We start from the raw sequence: 17,937 nt of genomic DNA, 5'->3' as shown, positions 1-17,937 counted from the left end.
TCCTTAGTCAGAGTCATTGCGGGCTTTGCGGTGCGGCGGTATCCGGCACAGGCACGAGCGGCGTTTCAGCAGGCACGTCAGCCGGCGGCGTTGCGTCCTGCGACGGCTTCACCACTGGCGCGGGGCTTGAGCGGTAATCGGCACGGCGCTTGAGCTGGAACTCACGCACGGCGGCATTATGTGCATTCAGGTCATCGGAGAAAATATGGCTGCCATCGCCACGGGCAACGAAATACAGGCTGCTGCCCGGCACCGGGTTCAACGCGGCATGGATCGCCTCGCGACCGACCATGGCGATGGGCGTCGGCGGCAACCCGGCAACCATGTAGGTGTTGTACGGATTGGCCTCCTTGAGATGCGCGCGGGTCAACTTGCCGTTGTAGCGCTCTCCCAGACCATAGATCACCGTCGGATCGGTCTGCAGCAGCATGCCGATCTTCATGCGGCGCACGAACACCCCGGCGATCTGCCCGCGCTCCTCCGGCACACCGGTCTCTTTCTCCACCAGGGAAGCCATGATCAGCGCTTGATAGGGGTCGGTATACGGCGCATCGGCAGCGCGCTTGTTCCACTCCTGGGCGAGTACATCGTCCAGGCGGTTGTAGGCTTTTTTCAGGAACTCGACATCGGTCATGCCACGCACGAAACGGTAGGTATCCGGGAAGAACCGTCCCTCGGGGAACACGCCGGGGTGACCAAGCTTGTCCATGACTTCGCTGTCACTCAGGCCCGCGAGGTTCTGTACGATTTTTTCGTGCTTGGCCAAGGCCTGGCGTACCTGGCGAAAATTCCAACCCTCTACCAGAGTGAGGCTGTATTGAACCACTTCGCCGCGCTGCCATAGGCCGATCAGGCCTTGGGCGGTCATGCCGGGGGTCATGCGGTATTCACCGCTGTGCAACGGCTGACCGTCGAGATTGAAGCGCCAGTACAGGCGCAACCAAAAGGCACCGTCGAGCACACCGTCGGCTTCCAGGCGATTGAACGTGCCGGTAGGGGTTGCCCCCGCCGGTACATCGAGCAACTGCTCCTCGGTCACATTCAAGGGCTGCTTCAACGCAGAATCTAACTTCCAGGCACAAAAGCCCAACAGCAAAGCCGCCGAGAACACACCGACCAGCAGCAGTACAACCAGTTTTCGTATCAACTCAAACATCCAATAGCGCGCGAACAATGCCCTGCAGTTTACGGGTGAGCGGCCCAACCGACCAGCTCATCGCAGCGCATCCACGCACCGGCCAAATGCCATACACGCTGTTGCACATAAAGACTTCGTCAGCCTGGCGCAACTGCTCCAGGCTGACGTCGGCCACAGCCACCGGGACGCCCAGGGTTTGCGCCTGGGCCAGAACCTCGGCACGCATGACCCCCGCCACGCCGCAACGATGCAGATCGGCAGTTAGTAACAAGCCGTTACGTACCAAGAACAGGTTGCTGAATACGCCTTCGATGACACGGCCGGACATATCCAGCATCAAACCTTCGGCATGCTCGGCGTCTTGCCATTCGGCACGGGCGATTACCTGCTCCAGGCGGTTGAGATGCTTGAGACCAGCCAGCAAAGGTTGCTCGGCCAAGCGGGTGGCACACGGAAACAGGCGAATGCCGTCGGTTCCATGGGCTTGGGGATAAGTAGCAGGCAGACTGCCCTGCAAGATACGGCGCACTGGTGCGCCGGGGTTGATCCCGTAGCCGCGCAGGCTGTCGCCACGAGTAAGGATCAACTTGAGGACACCGTCGCCGAGAGCAGCGGCATATGCCAGCACTTCGCGGCGAACCAGCGCGTGATCCGCAACCAAGGCGAGGCGCCTGCACCCCTCCTCCAAACGCTGCAGATGACGATCGAGCAGCACCGGCTGCCCGGCCTTGACGGCAATGGTCTCGAACAACCCATCGCCATACGCCAGGCCACGGTCTTTCAGGGGCACATTGTCCGCTGGCTGACCGTCGGCCCAGCTGAGCATCACTCAGCGAACCGGCGGAACACCAGGGAACCGTTGGTGCCCCCAAACCCGAACGAGTTGGAGATCACCACATCGATCGGCATGGGCTGCGCTTCGTGAGGCACGAAGTTCAGGTCGCAGCCCTCGTCCGGCTCATCCAGGTTGATGGTCGGCGGAGCGACCTGATCGTTGATGGCCAGCACGCTGAAGATCGCCTCCACCGCGCCCGCCGCACCCAACAGGTGGCCGGTCATGGACTTGGTGGAGCTGACCGCCAGCTTGTATGCGTGATCACCAAACACCGACCTGATGGCTTCGGCTTCCGCCAGATCGCCGGTCATGGTTGAGGTGCCGTGGGCGTTGATGTATTGCACCTGGTCCGGATTGACCTTGGCATCGCGCAGCGCATTGGTGATGCAACGCGCGGCGCCGGCACCGTCGGACGGTGGCGAGGTCATGTGATAGGCGTCGCCACTCATGCCAAAACCGATCAGTTCGGCATAGATCGTGGCACCGCGCGCCTTGGCGTGCTCCAATTCTTCAAGTACCAGGGCACCGGCGCCGTCGGACAACACGAAACCGTCACGGCCCTTGTCCCAGGGACGGCTGGCGCGGGTCGGCTCGTCGTTGCGCGTCGACAGTGCACGGGACGCGCCGAAGCCGCCCATGCCCAGGCCGCAGGCAGCCATCTCGGCGCCACCGGCGATCATCACGTCAGCTTCGTCGTAGGCGATGTTGCGTGCAGCCATGCCGATGCAGTGGGTGCCCGTGGTGCACGCCGTGGCAATGGCGTAGTTAGGTCCCTGTGCACCCAGATGGATGGACAGGAAACCGGAAATCATATTGATGATCGAGCCCGGTACGAAGAACGGTGAAATTCGACGGGGGCCAGACTCATGCAGCGTGCGGCTGGTTTCTTCGATATTGGTCAAACCGCCAATACCCGAACCCATGGCCACGCCGATGCGTTCACGGTTGGCATCGGTGACTTCCAGGCCGGCATTACGCACCGCCTGAAAACCGGCTGCCAGGCCGTACTGAATGAACAGATCAAGTTTGCGGGACTCTTTGACCGAGAGGTACTCCTCGACGTTGAAGCCCTTTACCGAGCCGCCAAAACGGGTGGAATAGGCAGAAAGGTCCGTGTGTTCGATCAGACCAATACCACTGCGGCCAGCCAGAATGCCCTGCCAACTGCTCGGCACATCCGTACCCAGTGGCGACAACATACCCATACCGGTGACTACGACGCGTCTACGCGACACAGCACTCTCCTTTTCTTGATGACGACACTTTGCATCTGAACTGACTTTTCATCAGAGCTTAAAGAAAAAACCGCACGCCGTTACAGCAGTGCGGTTTTTCCCTAACAGCAAGCGACGACTACAAACTATTACGCCTGGTGGGCAGTAACGTAGTCGATAGCAGCTTGAACAGTAGTGATTTTTTCAGCTTCTTCGTCCGGGATTTCGGTCTCGAATTCCTCTTCCAGAGCCATCACCAGCTCAACGGTGTCAAGGGAATCGGCACCCAGGTCTTCTACGAAGGAAGCAGTGTTGGTCACTTCTTCTTCTTTAACGCCCAGTTGCTCGGCGACGATTTTCTTGACGCGCTCTTCGATGGTGCTCATACCTTGTTTAACTCCTAATGGACAAATTCAGGCAGCTGGCCAGTGGGTAAGTGTATAGAAAGCCATTTCAGCTTTTCAACTGAAAGCTTCACCCTGTACCCGGTCCGTCACCTGCCTATAAATTAAGTTGCAGCTTTATAACGGATTTTAGACAGCTCGTATGACATTTTTTTGAAGCGATCCGTCACAATTTAACTCATGTACATCCCGCCGTTAACCGGGATTGTAGCCCCAGTCACGTATGCCGCACCGTCGGATGCCAGGAAAGTGACCACATTCGCGATCTCTTGAGCCTGGCCCAGACGACCCAGCGGAATCTGCGTCAGCAAGGCTTCACGCTGTGCTTCCGGCAGTTCGCGGGTCATATCGGTATCGATGAACCCTGGGGCTACCGAGTTGACCGTAATCGACCGCGAGCCGACTTCACGCGCCAGTGCACGGCTGAAACCTTCCAGACCGGCCTTGGCGGCTGCGTAGTTTACTTGGCCTGCGTTGCCCATGGCACCCACTACGGAGCCAATATTGATAATTCGGCCCCAACGCGCCTTGGTCATCCCGCGCAAAACCCCCTTGGACAGGCGAAACAGACTGTTCAAGTTGGTGTCGACGACGTCATGCCACTCGTCGTCTTTCATCCGCATCATCAGATTATCGCGGGTGATACCGGCATTATTGACCAGAATTGCCGGCGCGCCGAACTGTGCGGTGATTTCGGCCAGTACGGCCGCCACGGACTCATCGCTGGTGACATTCAGCTCAAGGCCGGTGCCCTGCACGCCGTTTTCCTTCAAGGTCGCGGCGATACGCTCGGCACCCGAGGCGGAAGTGGCGGTGCCGATCACAACGGCGCCCTGACGACCCAGCTCCAGGGCGATCGCCTGGCCAATGCCACGGCTCGCGCCGGTAACCAGTGCAACTTTACCTTGCAGACTCATGCAGGCTTCTCCTAAGTTCTCAGGCCTGTGCCGCCAGCGCGGCAGCAAAGGCTTCAGGGGTATTGAGGTTGGCAGTCGACACGCCGTCGGCGCACCGCTTGTTCAGGCCGGCCAGGACTTTGCCCGGACCGCACTCGACCAGCTCGGTGGCACCATTGGCGGCCAGGGTCTGGACCGATTCAACCCAGCGCACCGGCTTGTAGAGTTGCTCCAGCAGGTCGCGCTTGAGGGTCTCGAGGTCGGCGGCCACAGCCGCGCTGACGTTCTGCACCAGCGGGATCTGCGGCGCCTGCCAGTTGATGGCCGCGATGGACTCGGCAAAACGCTCAGCCGCTGGGCGCATCAACTCACAGTGAGACGGCACGCTCACCGGCAACGGCAAGGCACGCTTGGCACCAAGTGCCTTGCAGCCCTCGATGGCGCGCTCGACAGCGGCCTTGGCACCGGCGATCACCACCTGGCCAGGGGAGTTGAAGTTCACCGCGCTGACCACTTCGCCCTGGGCCGCTTCGGCACAGGCTTTGATCACGACGGCATCGTCCAGCCCCAGAATAGCGGCCATGCCGCCCTGCCCGGCCGGAACGGCTTCCTGCATCAGTTGGCCACGACGCTCGACCAGCTTGACCGCTTCAGCGAGAGTCAGACTGCCCGCTGCAACCAGGGCACTGTATTCACCCAGGCTGTGACCGGCAACGAATGCCGGACGCGCACCACCTTGCGCCAGCCACAAGCGCCACAGGGCGATCGAAGCGGTCAGGATGGCCGGTTGGGTTTTATCGGTTTGATTGAGTTGCTCTTCCGGCCCCTGCTGGGTCAGTGCCCACAGGTCGTAACCCAGGGCCTCGGAAGCTTCCTTGAAGGTTTCCAGGATCAGCGGATGTTGCGCGCCCAGCTCGGCCAACATGCCGAGGGACTGCGAACCCTGCCCTGGAAAGACGAATGCGAGGGATGTAGACATGTAACAAGCCCCTAATGATCTGGTCGTCGGAAATAGTCGCCCCTACGATGGGAGCACACGAAACTGACAGATTGGATGGTCAATTGAACTGGCCGGTCACATTTAAGCATTCCCGGGCCGATTCGCCTAAGGCAACAGATCCTCAAGACGGCCGTGCAAGCGTTGCGGCAGGTTCTCCTGGATCTCGATCACCGCCCGTGCAATCGCACTTTGGAAGCCCTCGACACCCGCCGAACCATGACTCTTGACCACAATGCCCTGCAGGCCGAGAAAACTCGCACCGTTATGCCGCGCTGGCGCCAGGTCGGCCTGCAAGCGCCGCATCAGCGGCAGCGCCAGGGCACCCACCAGGCGCGAGGCTAGGTTGCGCTTGAACAAGGCCTCGATACGCATGGCAATCATGGTCGCCAGGCCTTCACTGGACTTGAGCAGGATGTTGCCGACAAACCCGTCGCACACCACCACATCGGCTTCGCCACGATACAGGCCGTCACCTTCGACAAAGCCGATGTAGTTCAAGCCCCGCGCGCCCTGCAATAGGGTCGCGGCGAGCTTGACCTGCTGGTTGCCCTTGATGTCTTCAGTGCCGATATTCAACAAGGCCACCCGCGGCCGGGCAACACCTAGCGCTTCGGCGGCCACCGAGCCCATTACGGCGAACTGGAACAGGTTCTCGGCGCTGCAATCGACGTTTGCGCCCAGGTCCAGCAACTGGCAATAGCCTTTCTGCGTCGGAATCGCCGCCACCATCGCCGGCCGGTCAATCCCCGGCAGGGTCTTGAGCACATGCCGGGACAACGCCATCAAGGCGCCCGTATTGCCGGCACTGACACAGGCTTGCACCTTGCCATCGCGCAACAACTCAAGGGCCACCCGCATTGACGAGTCGGGCTTGCCACGCAGGGCGACCGCCGGCTTTTCATCCATGCCGATGGTTTCGCTGGCCGGCGTAATCGTCAGGCGCGCGCGATCCACCACCGGATGGCTGGCAATCAGTTCGTCAAGAAGAGAGGGTTGACCGACAAGGGTCAGGTGCAGCGAGGGAGTGGCAATCAGGCTGGCAATACAGGCCTGAACAATGCTGCGGGGACCGAAGTCCCCGCCCATTGCGTCAATCGCGATGACTTGGGCAGACAAGTGATTACTCGTCAGCGCCCTTGTCGATCACTTTACGGCCACGGTATACGCCTTCTGGCGATACGTGGTGACGCAGGTGAACTTCACCAGTGGTCTTTTCCACGGACAGGGTGCTAGCCTCGAGAGCGTCGTGCGAACGGCGCATGTCACGGGCGGAGCGGGATTTTTTGTTCTGCTGAACAGCCATAATTGATTAACTCCTAAACGTTTGGGTCACGCTTTAACTGCGCCAATACACTGAACGGGTTGGACCGCGTTACCTCGTCCTCGCTCGGTTCGGGCTCGTCATCGAGACCCGCCGGCTGCTGGCATTCTTCCGGATGATGAGCAGGCACAATGGGCAAGGCAAGCAGAAGCTCCTCCTCGATCAGTGCATGCAGATCCAAAGGATCTTCGCCCAGTTCCAGCACGTCATAACCTTTCGGCAACGACTGGGTATTCGCACCCTCCTTCACCACAACATAACTGCATTCGCTGTGGATCGGCAGGGTGACCAGCTCAAGACAACGCTGGCAAACCATTTTGACTTCGGTGTCGATAACGCTGTGGATAACCACAGATTTACGTTCATCTCGTTCAAAAACTAATTTGGCCTGGACCGTACCGACAGTGTCGGAAAGCGGGTCGCAGAGTCTCTCCAAATCGGCCAGCAGCAACTCACCTTGAAGGGAAGTGCCACGATCAGCCAATTTGCGCGGGTCAACGTGAGGTGGAATCGGGTCATTCAACATAGGCGCAGCATTATAGGGATGCCCCCAGCCATGTCAAAGGAAATTCAGCCCTGTGCGTCAGCCGGTCGCCCCGCTAGAATTCGCGACTGCCTTGAGGAGACGCCCATGCTGCCTTTATTACTCGCATCCAGCTCGGTTTATCGCCGGGAATTGCTCAGCCGCCTGCACCTGCCATTTGTCTGCAACTCGCCGGATATCGACGAGAGCCACCGCGCAAATGAGTCGGCCGTGGAGCTGGTCAAACGCCTGGCCGAACAGAAAGCCCGCGCCCTCGCCGCCCGCCATCCAGGCCATTTGATTATCGGCTCCGATCAGGTCGCAGCACTCGAAGGCCGGATCATCGGCAAGCCCCACACCTTCGAGAACGCCCGCGAACAACTGCTGGCGGCCAGCGGCAAGCGTGTCAGCTTCCTCACCGGGCTGGCGCTACTGAACAGCGAGACTGGACACTGCCAGGTCGACTGCGTGCCGTTCACCGTGCACATGCGCGAGCTGGACGCGGAGCGGGTCGAGCGCTACCTGCGAATCGAGCAACCCTATGATTGCGCGGGCAGTTTCAAGGCCGAAGGGCTGGGCGTGAGCCTGTTTCAAAGCACCGAAGGCCCGGACGCGACCAGCCTTGTCGGCTTACCTCTGATTCGCCTGGTGGATATGCTGCTGGCCGAAGGCGTACAAATCCCTTAAAAACACCACATTTATCTACACCGACCTTGAGATATCAGCGCAGGGTCGGGCCCTGAAACCCCATGTACAAGGCCAACTTCTCCGCCACACTGGCGCCGAGCTTCTTGGAGAAGCGGTCGAACGGCGACTCCTCAACGGTGAAATCCACCAACTCCTTCTCACCAATCACGTCCCGCGCCACCGAACTGGCACTGCCCAGTCCATCGACCAAGCCCAACGGCAAAGCCTGCTCGCCCGACCACACCAGCCCGGAGAACAGTTCTGGGTGCTCCTTATCCTTGAGACGATCTCCGCGCCCCTGCTTCACACTGGCAATGAACTGACGATGAGTGGTGTCCAGCACGCTCTGCCAGAACTCGGTTTCATCGGCTTTTTGCGGCTGGAACGGGTCGAGAAACGATTTGTGCTCGCCCGAGGTGTAGGTACGACGCTCAACACCCAGCTTCTCCATGGCGCCGACAAACCCGTAACCGGCTGCCGTGACACCAATGGAACCGACCAGACTGGCCTTGTCGGCATAGATCTGGTCGGCAGCACTGGCAATGTAATAGGCACCGGAGGCCCCCAGATCGGAAATCACCGCGTACAGCTTGATATCCGGATGCAGGCTGCGCAAACGGCGAATCTCGTCATACACGTAGCCCGACTGCACCGGACTGCCGCCCGGACTGTTGATGCGCAGAATCACACCCTTGACCTTGGGATCTTCAAACGCGGCGCGCAGGCTGGTGACGATGTTGTCGGCGCTGGCGGACTCCTTGTCGGCAATCACACCGCGCACTTCGATCAGGGCGGTGTAGTTGGCGCCACGGGTCGCGCTTTTCTCGATGTCCATCAGCGGGCTGAACAGCGCCAGCATGGCTATCAGGTAGGTGAAGGTCAGCAACTTGAAGAAAATTCCCCAGCGCCGCGAACGACGCTGCTCCTGGACGCTGGCCAGGAGGGTTTTCTCCAGCAACTTCCAGCTCTTGTCATCACCGCTCTCAGCCTTCTCAGGCGCTTTCCACTCGTCACTCATGCCATCAACCCCAGCAAAGACTTATTGAGCCCGGCCAAGCCAGGCCTGCAATTCAGAAAACCGATCGATCGTCAGCCTGGGCTCATATTGTTGCAAAGCCTCGCCAGACTGGGCACCGTAGCTCACCGCCACGCTGTCCATGCCGGCGTTGCGCGCCATCATCAGATCGAAAGACGCATCGCCCACCATCAACGCCTGGCGTGGCGACACGCCGCAATGCGCCAGGATCTGCTCCAGCATCAGAGGATGGGGCTTGCTGGCAGTTTCATCGGCGGCACGGGTGATATCGAAATAATCTTCCCAGCCGTGCGCCTTGAGCACCCGATCCAGACCGCGACGCGCCTTGCCGGTCGCGACGGCGAGGTGGTAACCCTCGGCGCGGAAGGTGTCCAGCGATTGCGCCACGCCTTCAAACAATGGCGAAGGCTCTGCCTCCAGCGCAATGTAGTGATCGGCGTAATGATTGCGGAATGCCACCAGCTCATCGCCACCGATCTGCGGGTACAGGGTGCGGATCGCCTCAGGCAACCCCAGGCCGATGATGCCCTTGACCGCCAGGTCGCTGCACAACTCGAAACCCGAGCGCGTTGACGCCACATGCATCGACTCGACGATCCGACCAATGGAGTTGGCCAGGGTACCGTCCCAATCGAAAATCAGTAGCTTGTAATCAAGGTGCGACACTCAAGCGCTCCACGGTCTTGGCCCACATGTCATCGACCGGCGCCTGTAGCTTCAATTCGCCACCATCGGGCAATGGCACCGTGAGCATATAGGCGTGCAGGAACAGGCGTTTACCGCCCAGGTCGCGGATCTCCTTGGAGAAATCCTCGTCGCCATACTTGGTATCGCCGGCGATGCAATGGCCCGCGTGCAGGGTATGCACGCGAATCTGGTGAGTACGACCGGTGACCGGCTTGGCCTCCACCAGGGTGGCGAAGTCGCCGAAGCGGCGCAGCACCTTGAACAGGGTCAGGGCCTCTTTGCCCTCCTCGTCCACTTCGACCATGCGCTCGCCGGAACGCAGATTGCTCTTCTGCAACGGCGCGCGGACGCTCTTGATCGAACTGGCCCAGTTGCCGCGCACCAGCGCCATATAGCGCTTGTCCACACCGTCGCCCCGCAAGGCCGTGTGCAGATGGCGCAACATGCTGCGCTTTTTGGCGATCATCAGCAGCCCGGAGGTGTCGCGGTCCAGGCGATGAACCAGCTCCAGCTCCTTGGCATCCGGGCGCAACTGGCGAAAGGCTTCGATTACGCCAAAACTCAGGCCGCTGCCGCCATGAACCGCAATGCCGCACGGCTTGTTGATCACGATCAGCTTGCTGTCTTCGAAGACAATCGACGCTTCAAGGCGCTGCAACAGACCCTGGGCCAGCGGCACAGGCTCATCGCGCTCGGGCACGCGAACCGGCGGCACGCGGACGATATCGCCCGCCTGCAACTTGTACTCGGGCTTGATCCGGCCTTTGTTCACGCGCACTTCGCCTTTACGCAAAATGCGGTAAATCAAGGTCTTGGGCACGCCTTTGAGCCTGGCCAGGAGAAAATTATCGATGCGTTGGCCGGCATATTCCGGCGAGACCTCGAGCAGCTGGACGCTGGGGGTCTGGGGGGCGGTAGTCGTCATGGCGGCGATGATAACAATTTTTTATGGAATTGAAGCACTTAATCATTGCTGCTATAGTCGCGAACGCCGCCAAAAGCGGCCTGGACAGAGGACTTGCGGCAAACTGCCGGCCCTGACCATCGCAATTCATCAGGACGCGAGGCCGTCCTACGGGGCTTTCGCCACCTAGGAAGGCTTGAGATTGTAACAAGCGCAGGTGACATGAGGCCTGAAGCGAGTGCAGGAAGCAGAGTGAATACTCGCCTTCTGTGCCGATATTTACGGCCAGTTCACAAAGTGCAGTCAGTCTTGAGCCAGTCCATGGCGAATGCTTCGGAAACAACGCCTGTTAAGAGCTGAGTGCGTGCGCAATCGCCCGCACTTAGTCTTGTTTAGCCATGAGCGTGGACTCCCCATTGGAGAACACGGTAAATGCCAACCCGCTGCGGATTCTGCGCGCGGCAGCACCCGAATTATCAGGGATACGTGTAGGGTGGAGATGCACAACCGTCGGACCGTGTAGCACTAGGCTTATATTTAGACGCTTCATCTCGTCCACAGTCGCCGGTTGATTCCTCCTCCTGACCTTAGCTTTTGTTGAAGTGGTGCCTTTGTCACCACCGCTAACAAGCAGGACGCGTCCGTCGCGACACCGGCCCAATTGGTCGATTTAGCTGGACACTGGAGTGGCCAACCACTCTTGACGCACCTGACACCGACCGTGAGAAGTCGTGTGTGCCGAACGCCGTTTCCGGCAGCCCGGAAACCGACGGTACAACATGAAAAGAATGCTGATTAACGCAACTCAACCCGAAGAGTTGCGTGTTGCACTGGTAGATGGCCAGCGCCTCTACGACCTGGATATCGAATCCGGTGCACGCGAGCAAAAGAAGGCCAACATCTATAAAGGCCGTATTACTCGCATCGAACCAAGCCTTGAGGCTGCCTTTGTCGATTTCGGCTCCGAGCGCCACGGCTTCCTGCCACTCAAAGAAATCTCCCGCGAATACTTCAAGAAAGCCCCCGAAGGCCGCGTGAACATCAAGGACGTCCTGAGCGAAGGCCAGGAAGTCATCGTTCAGGTCGAAAAAGAAGAACGTGGCAACAAGGGTGCGGCCCTGACCACCTTCATCAGCCTGGCCGGCCGTTACCTGGTCCTGATGCCGAACAACCCACGTGCCGGCGGCATTTCCCGTCGCATCGAAGGCGAAGAGCGCAACGAACTGCGTGAAGCGCTGAACGGTCTGGTCGCTCCAGCCGACATGGGCCTGATCGTTCGCACTGCCGGCCTTGGCCGCAGCAGCGAAGAAATGCAGTGGGACCTCGACTACCTGCTGCAACTGTGGACCGCCATCAAAGAAGCGTCCCTGGATCGTTCCGCGCCGTTCCTGATCTACCAGGAAAGCAACGTGATCATCCGCGCCATCCGCGATTACCTGCGCCAGGACATCGGCGAAGTGCTGATCGACAGCGTTGAAGCCCAGGACGAAGCCCTGACTTTCATCCGCCAGGTGATGCCGCAGTACGCCAGCAAGATCAAGCTGTACGAAGACAGCGTTCCGCTGTTCAACCGTTTCCAGATCGAAAGCCAGATCGAGACCGCCTTCCAGCGCGTGGTCGAACTGCCTTCCGGCGGTTCCATCGTGATCGACCCGACCGAAGCCCTGGTGTCCATCGACATCAACTCGGCGCGCGCCACGAAAGGTAGCGACATCGAAGAAACCGCCCTGCAGACCAACCTGGAAGCGGCTGAAGAAATCGCCCGCCAGCTGCGCCTGCGTGATATCGGCGGCCTGATCGTGATCGACTTCATCGACATGACCCCGGCCAAGAACCAACGCGCCGTGGAAGAAAAAGTCCGCGAATGCCTGGAAGCCGACCGCGCCCGTGTACAAGTCGGTCGCATCTCGCGCTTCGGCCTGCTGGAAATGTCCCGTCAGCGCCTGCGTCCATCCCTGGGCGAGAGCAGCGGCATTGTCTGCCCGCGTTGCAACGGCACCGGCATCATCCGTGACGTTGAGTCGCTGTCCCTGGCGATCCTGCGCCTGATCGAAGAGGAAGCCCTGAAAGACCGCACCGCCGAAGTCCGCGCGCAAGTGCCGATCCCGGTCGCCGCCTTCCTGCTCAACGAAAAACGCAACTCGATCACCAAGATCGAACTGCGCACCCGTGCCCGTATCGTCATTCTGCCGAACGATCACCTGGAAACGCCGCACTTCGAAGTGCAGCGCCTGCGCGATGACAGCCCGGAAGCCCACAGCGGCCAGTCCAGCTACGAAATCGCCGCTGCCGCTGCCGAAGTGGAAGAAGTTCAGCCAGCCGCCGCGACCCGTACCCTGGTTCGCCAGGAAGCGGCGGTGAAGACCGCACCGGCCCGCGCCAACGCACCGGTGCCGGTTGAAGCCGCGGCTCCAGTCGCTCCACCGGCCGCAATGCCTGAGCCAAGCCTGTTCAAAGGCCTGGTGAAGTCGCTGGTCAGCCTGTTCGCCAGCAAGGAAGAGCCTGCGGCACCGGTTGTGGTCGAAAAACCGGCCACCGAGCGTCCGGCGCGTAACGAAGAGCGTCGCAACGGTCGCCAGCAGAGCCGTAACCGCAACGGTCGCCGTGACGAAGAGCGCAAACCACGCGAAGAACGTGCCCCGCGTGAAGAACGCGCACCCCGTGAAGAGCGTGCGCCTCGCGAAGCCCGTGAAGAGACCCCGACGACCGTAGCCCGCGAAGAACGCGCACCGCGCGAAGAGCGGGCACCACGCCCACCACGTGCTCCGCGCGAAGATCGCAAGCCCCGTGGCGAGCGTGAAGAACGTGTGCGTGAGCTGCGCGAACCGCTGGATGCCGCGCCAGCCGCTGCCGCTGCCACCGGTGTCGTTGCGGCTGTTGCCACCACTGAAGAACGCCCGGCTCGCCAGCCGCGCGAAGAACGCCAGCCACGCGCACCACGTGAAGAGCGTCAACCGCGTGCCGAGCAGGCACCTGCCGCCAGCGAAGAAGAAGAAGTGCTGACTGGCGAGGAGCAACTGCAGGAAGACGGCCAGGACAACGCCGAAGGCGATCGTCCACGCCGCCGCTCCCGTGGCCAGCGTCGTCGCAGCAACCGTCGTGAGCGTCAACGTGATGCCAATGGCAATGTGATCGAAGGCTCGGAAGAATCCGGCGAGAACGCAGAAGCCGCTACCAGCGAGCCAACTGGCACCGAACTGGCTGCCGGCCTGGCCGTTACCGCAGCTGTTGCCAGCTCGGTCATCAGCGCGCCGGCTGAAGCTCAGGCTCACGAGCAGGCTGAACGCGCCACTGCCGCTGTCGAAGAAACCGCCGCCGTACAAGCACCGGCTATTGAAACCCCAGCCGTTGAAGCGCCGGTGGTTGAAGCCACAACACCTATCGAAGCCCCAGTGGTTCCGGAAGTGGAAGTGGCACCGGTTCGCGAGGCCGAACCTGAAGTCGAAGTGGCTGCCGTTGAGCCTGCTCCAGTGGTTGAAGCCGTTGCGCCAGCACCGGTTGTCGAAGAAACCGCCCCGGCAGTGCGTGAAGTTCGCGAAGAACAGACCGCCTTCCAGTGGACTGCCGAACCGGTCGCCCCGGTTGAAACGCCAGCGCCTACCCCTGTGGTAGAAGAAGCGCCAGCACCGGTGGCCGAAGTGGTTGAAGCCGCTCCGGTCGTGGTTGCCGAACCTGCACCCGTGGTTGAAGCGCCAGTCGTTGCCGAAGTCGCCGCTCCGGTGGTTGAAGCAGCGCCGGCCAGCGCCCTGACCGAAAATGGTCGCGCGCCGAACGATCCACGCGAAGTGCGTCGCCGCCGCAAGGAAGCTGAGGCGGCGGCCGCCGCTGCCGCAGCAGCAGCGCCAGCCCCGGTTGAGCACACTGCCCCTATCGTCGACGAGACCCCAGGTTCCGCTGAAGAAGTGGCAGAGCACACCCCAAAGGCCCTGGAAGCAGAACACGAGCCTAAACCCCTCGTCTGATCCATCAGCCACTAAAAAGCCCCACCTGAGCGATCAGGCGGGGCTTTTTTATGTCTGCTCGGTTAGGGGAACTGCAACAACTGCGGCACATCCACATCCCAGAAAATACCGGGGTCCGCGACGTCGACTTCGCGTACGGATGCCTGGGCAAATAACGGCTTGGCACCACGATCACCGGTGAGCGCCATCAAATGCGGCCCGAAGTCACGACCAAACGCCACCGGGTGCCCATATTCACCCGCGTGTACCGGCACACTGATAGCATCCACCGCCGCCGCCTCAATCACCCGCTCAATGCTCGATGATTGAATAAACGGCATGTCCCCCAACACTACCAACCAGCCATCCGCTGAACCACTGGCCGCAACCGCCGCGGCAATGCTGTCGCCCATACCTGCCGAGCGCAGCAACAAGACCTGGCAACCATACGCCTGCGCCAGCCGGATAATCTCCGTGTGCTCCGGCGCGGTCACCAGCCAGCGATTGACAACACGCCCAGGCAAGTTCATCAGCACCTGCTCGATCACCGGCCGCGTCACCCCGTCCAGGCCGACGCAATCGGCCAACAATTTGTCTTGATCCGCCCTCGCCTCGATCCGAAAGCGACTGCCCTGCCCGGCCGCCAGCACAATCGCCGTGACATTCACTGCGCCGTCACCTGCAACGGCTTTTTCTGCATCGGCGCCACGCCATTTTTGATCGCAACAATTTCCGCCAGCAGCGACAAAGCAATCTCAGAGGGCGTATGACTGCCGATATGCAAGCCGATCGGCCCATGCAAACGCGCAATGGCGTCGGCAGACAACCCCAGCGCAGCGAGATTTTCGCGCCGTTTCTGGCTATTGACCCTCGACCCCAGCGCGCCGATGTAAAACGCATTGGAATTCAAGGCCGTGAGCAACGCCATGTCATCCAGGCGCGGATCGTGGGTCAGGCAGACGACAGCGGTGCGTTCGTCGGTCTGGATATTTAGCACCGCCTCATCAGGCATGCCGGGCACAAAACGGCCATGTTGCTCTTCCCAGCCGTAGACGAACTCTTCGCGCGGGTCGCAGATCAACACTTCGAAATCCAACAGGCGCGCCATTTGCGCCACGTACCGCGACAACTGCCCGGCGCCGATCAACAACAAGCGCCAGCGCGGCCCGTAGATAGCGCGCAGGCGCTCGCCGTCAAACGTGACGACGTCGGTCTTGCTCGCCCCGCTCAAGCTCACCACACCTGTTGCCAGGTCCAGCTCGCGCGCGACAATTTCATGGGCTTCACAGCGCGCCAGCAACTGCGCGACCCAGGCCCAATCCTCAACCCGTTCTTCAGTCAGGCGCAGGGTGCCCCCGCAAGGCAGGCCGAATCGCGCCGCCTCATCGCGGGTCACACCGTAGGTGATCAACTGCACCGGCGGTCCATCCTTCGCCAAGCGACCATCCTGCAGACGCGCGATCAAGTCGTCCTCGATGCAACCACCCGACACCGAGCCGATCACCACGCCATCCCCCCTCAGCGCCAACATGGCGCCCGGTGGCCGCGGCGCGCTGCCCCAGGTCTGGACCACGCTGTACAACACCACTTGCTGCCCGGCACGGCGCCATTCGAGCACGCTGCGCAGGACATTCAAATCAACACTGTCCATGCACCCTCCTGCAAGTGTTCCAGCGAAAATGCCTGCGTGATAACTGCGATCAGAACGCCTTGAGCGGCGCGAACTTCATCGGCAAAGACAACAGGCCCTACCATCGATACAGGGCCCGCCGAAATAATGAAGTGATGACTTACTGTAAATCAAAACAACACAAGAGTGGCCGGGCACACATGCAAACGCCCCGAACCAGTCGGGGCGTTTGCGGGTAGCGGTCAGCGTCAGGTCACGCCATCAGCGACTTACTTGAGAGCAGCAGGTGCAGGGCCTTCAGCCACGCCCAGGTCATCTTCTTCACGGGTATCAGAGATACCGCGACCACCGGAGGCCAGCTCACTTTGCAACTGGTCGGTGTCCAGTTCCTTGACCCACTTGGCCACAACCAGGGTGGCAACGGCGTTACCCACCAGGTTGGTCAGCGCGCGAGCTTCGGACATGAAGCGGTCGATACCCAGGATCAGTGCCAGGCCGGCTACCGGCAGGTGGCCTACTGCGGAGAGGGTTGCCGCCAGTACGATAAAGCCGCTACCGGTCACGCCAGCAGCACCTTTGGAGGACAGCAACAGCACCAGAAGCAGAGTGATCTGGTGGGTGATGTCCATGTGGGTGTCGGTCGCCTGGGCGATGAACACGGCCGCCATGGTCAGGTAGATCGAGGTACCGTCGAGGTTGAAGGAGTAGCCGGTCGGGATCACCAGGCCTACTACGGATTTCTTCGCACCCAGACGCTCCATCTTGATCAGCATGCGTGGCAGTGCGGATTCGGAGGAGGACGTACCCAGAACGATCAGCAGCTCTTCACGGATGTAGCGGATCAGCTTCAGCACGCTGAAACCGTGTGCGCGGCAGATGGCGCCGAGCACCACGACCACAAACAGGACGCAGGTGATGTAGAAGCAGATCATCAACTGGCCCAACTGCACCAGGGAACCTACGCCGTAAGCCCCGATGGTGAACGCCATGGCGCCCAGGGCACCCAGTGGCGCGAGCTTCATGATCATGTTGATGATGTTGAACATCACGTGGGCGAAGCGGTCGATGAAGTCCAGCACCGGCTTGCCGTAGGCACCGAGGCGATGCAGGGCAAAACCGAAGATCACCGAGAACATCAGCACTTGCAGGATGTCGCCGTTGGCGAAGGCGCCGACGATGGTGTTCGGGATCACATTGAGGATAAAGCCGACGATGCTCTGGTCTTTACCGGCCGTCACGTAGGCAGCGACTTTCGAAGCGTCCAGGGTGGACACGTCGATGTGCATGCCGGCACCCGGTTGCACAACGTTCACCACGACCAGGCCGATCAGCAGGGCGATGGTGGAAACGATTTCGAAGTACAGCAGCGCATAGCCGCCGGTTTTGCCGACCGATTTCATGTTTTGCATGCCAGCGATACCGCTGACAACGGTGCAGAAGATGATCGGGGCGATGACCATTTTGATCAGCTTGATAAAGCCGTCACCCAGTGGCTTGAGGGCCACACCGGTCTGCGGGTAGAAGTGACCGAGCAAAATACCGATAACGATTGCAACGATCACCTGGAAATACAGGGATTTGTAGATTGGCTGACGAGTCGTCATTGCAAAGTTCCTCAATCGTCCCGCGTGGCAAATATCCGCCATTGCCCACGGCACTTGAATTGCGAACCCTCCTGCACTGGAGGGATTTGTTGTTTGCGAGAACTGTAGGACCAGGCC

The 17,937-nt window shown here is 60.5% G+C and carries 17 protein-coding genes; 2 read left to right on the top strand and 15 right to left on the bottom strand.

Annotated features, from left to right (window positions below; genetic code table 11):
- Nucleotides 1-13: 13 nt before the first annotated feature.
- The 9 genes from mltG to ACLH0J_RS11365 all read right to left on the bottom strand — a co-directional run bounded on the left by mltG (nucleotide 14) and on the right by ACLH0J_RS11365 (nucleotide 7,334).
- A complete protein-coding gene (gene mltG / locus ACLH0J_RS11405; RefSeq protein ID WP_411392808.1) occupies nucleotides 14-1,147 on the bottom strand; it encodes an endolytic transglycosylase MltG in 1,134 nt (377 codons plus the stop codon).
- Between the two features lies 1 nt (nucleotide 1,148).
- Entirely contained in the window at nucleotides 1,149-1,964 is an 816-nt protein-coding gene (gene pabC, locus ACLH0J_RS11400) for an aminodeoxychorismate lyase (RefSeq protein WP_411392062.1), read from the bottom strand.
- Nucleotides 1,964-3,208, bottom strand: a complete 1,245-nt coding sequence (gene fabF / locus ACLH0J_RS11395) for a beta-ketoacyl-ACP synthase II (RefSeq protein WP_411392061.1) — start codon at nucleotides 3,206-3,208, stop codon at nucleotides 1,964-1,966. The genes pabC and fabF overlap by 1 nt, the downstream gene beginning before the upstream one ends.
- Nucleotides 3,209-3,336: 128 nt before the next feature.
- Nucleotides 3,337-3,573 (bottom strand): acyl carrier protein, encoded by a 237-nt coding sequence (gene acpP / locus ACLH0J_RS11390; RefSeq protein ID WP_010566559.1) that lies wholly within the window; start codon nucleotides 3,571-3,573, stop codon nucleotides 3,337-3,339.
- A gap of 191 nt (nucleotides 3,574-3,764) precedes the next feature.
- Nucleotides 3,765-4,508 carry a 3-oxoacyl-ACP reductase FabG gene (fabG, locus tag ACLH0J_RS11385; RefSeq protein WP_411392060.1) on the bottom strand — a complete coding sequence of 248 codons (744 nt, stop codon included), beginning with the start codon at nucleotides 4,506-4,508 and terminating at the stop codon, nucleotides 3,765-3,767.
- Nucleotides 4,509-4,527: 19 nt separating this feature from the next.
- Nucleotides 4,528-5,466 (bottom strand): ACP S-malonyltransferase, encoded by a 939-nt coding sequence (gene fabD, locus ACLH0J_RS11380; protein ID WP_411392059.1) that lies wholly within the window; start codon nucleotides 5,464-5,466, stop codon nucleotides 4,528-4,530.
- 126 nt (nucleotides 5,467-5,592) lie between these two features.
- On the bottom strand, nucleotides 5,593-6,603 hold the full coding sequence (gene plsX / locus ACLH0J_RS11375; RefSeq protein WP_411392058.1) for a phosphate acyltransferase PlsX: 1,011 nt from the start codon (nucleotides 6,601-6,603) through the stop codon (nucleotides 5,593-5,595).
- Nucleotides 6,604-6,607: 4 nt separating this feature from the next.
- On the bottom strand, nucleotides 6,608-6,790 hold the full coding sequence (gene rpmF / locus ACLH0J_RS11370; protein WP_003179396.1) for a 50S ribosomal protein L32: 183 nt from the start codon (nucleotides 6,788-6,790) through the stop codon (nucleotides 6,608-6,610).
- 13 nt (nucleotides 6,791-6,803) lie between these two features.
- Nucleotides 6,804-7,334 carry a YceD family protein gene (locus tag ACLH0J_RS11365; protein WP_411392057.1) on the bottom strand — a complete coding sequence of 177 codons (531 nt, stop codon included), beginning with the start codon at nucleotides 7,332-7,334 and terminating at the stop codon, nucleotides 6,804-6,806.
- Nucleotides 7,335-7,439: 105 nt separating this feature from the next.
- Here ACLH0J_RS11365 and ACLH0J_RS11360 point away from each other — a divergent pair, with 105 nt between their 5' ends.
- Entirely contained in the window at nucleotides 7,440-8,018 is a 579-nt protein-coding gene (locus tag ACLH0J_RS11360) for a Maf family protein (RefSeq protein WP_411392056.1), read from the top strand.
- Between the two features lie 34 nt (nucleotides 8,019-8,052).
- On the opposite strand, the gene ACLH0J_RS11355 is transcribed toward ACLH0J_RS11360, so the two are convergent.
- Genes ACLH0J_RS11355 through rluC form a run of 3 tightly spaced genes read right to left on the bottom strand, consistent with a single transcriptional unit; the run spans nucleotide 8,053 to nucleotide 10,666 of the window.
- Nucleotides 8,053-9,036, bottom strand: coding sequence for a S49 family peptidase (locus ACLH0J_RS11355; protein WP_411392055.1), 984 nt, complete (start codon nucleotides 9,034-9,036; stop codon nucleotides 8,053-8,055).
- 21 nt (nucleotides 9,037-9,057) lie between these two features.
- Nucleotides 9,058-9,720 (bottom strand): HAD-IA family hydrolase, encoded by a 663-nt coding sequence (locus ACLH0J_RS11350; RefSeq protein ID WP_411392054.1) that lies wholly within the window; start codon nucleotides 9,718-9,720, stop codon nucleotides 9,058-9,060.
- Entirely contained in the window at nucleotides 9,707-10,666 is a 960-nt protein-coding gene (gene rluC / locus ACLH0J_RS11345) for a 23S rRNA pseudouridine(955/2504/2580) synthase RluC (RefSeq protein WP_411392053.1), read from the bottom strand. Before rluC ends, ACLH0J_RS11350 begins: the two co-directional genes overlap by 14 nt.
- 767 nt (nucleotides 10,667-11,433) lie before the next feature.
- On the opposite strand from rluC, the gene rne reads away from it, so the two are divergent.
- Nucleotides 11,434-14,607: a ribonuclease E gene (gene rne / locus ACLH0J_RS11340; protein ID WP_411392052.1), complete on the top strand. Its 3,174-nt coding sequence runs from the start codon at nucleotides 11,434-11,436 to the stop codon at nucleotides 14,605-14,607.
- A 62-nt stretch (nucleotides 14,608-14,669) separates the two neighbouring features.
- Here the strand turns inward: rne and ACLH0J_RS11335 are convergent, their stop codons facing one another.
- The 3 genes from ACLH0J_RS11335 to ACLH0J_RS11325 form a co-directional block, all read right to left on the bottom strand.
- On the bottom strand, nucleotides 14,670-15,254 hold the full coding sequence (locus ACLH0J_RS11335; RefSeq protein ID WP_411392051.1) for an NTP transferase domain-containing protein: 585 nt from the start codon (nucleotides 15,252-15,254) through the stop codon (nucleotides 14,670-14,672).
- A complete protein-coding gene (locus ACLH0J_RS11330) occupies nucleotides 15,251-16,237 on the bottom strand; it encodes an XdhC family protein (RefSeq protein WP_411392050.1) in 987 nt (328 codons plus the stop codon). The genes ACLH0J_RS11335 and ACLH0J_RS11330 overlap by 4 nt, the downstream gene beginning before the upstream one ends.
- Nucleotides 16,238-16,485: 248 nt before the next feature.
- Entirely contained in the window at nucleotides 16,486-17,820 is a 1,335-nt protein-coding gene (locus tag ACLH0J_RS11325) for a dicarboxylate/amino acid:cation symporter (RefSeq protein WP_411392049.1), read from the bottom strand.
- Nucleotides 17,821-17,937 lie beyond the last annotated feature (117 nt).

This window comes from Pseudomonas sp. MPB23 (assembly GCF_046605395.1).
Taxonomy (GTDB): Bacteria; Pseudomonadota; Gammaproteobacteria; order Pseudomonadales; family Pseudomonadaceae; genus Aquipseudomonas.
This window is presented reverse-complemented; position numbering and strand designations above follow the sequence as displayed.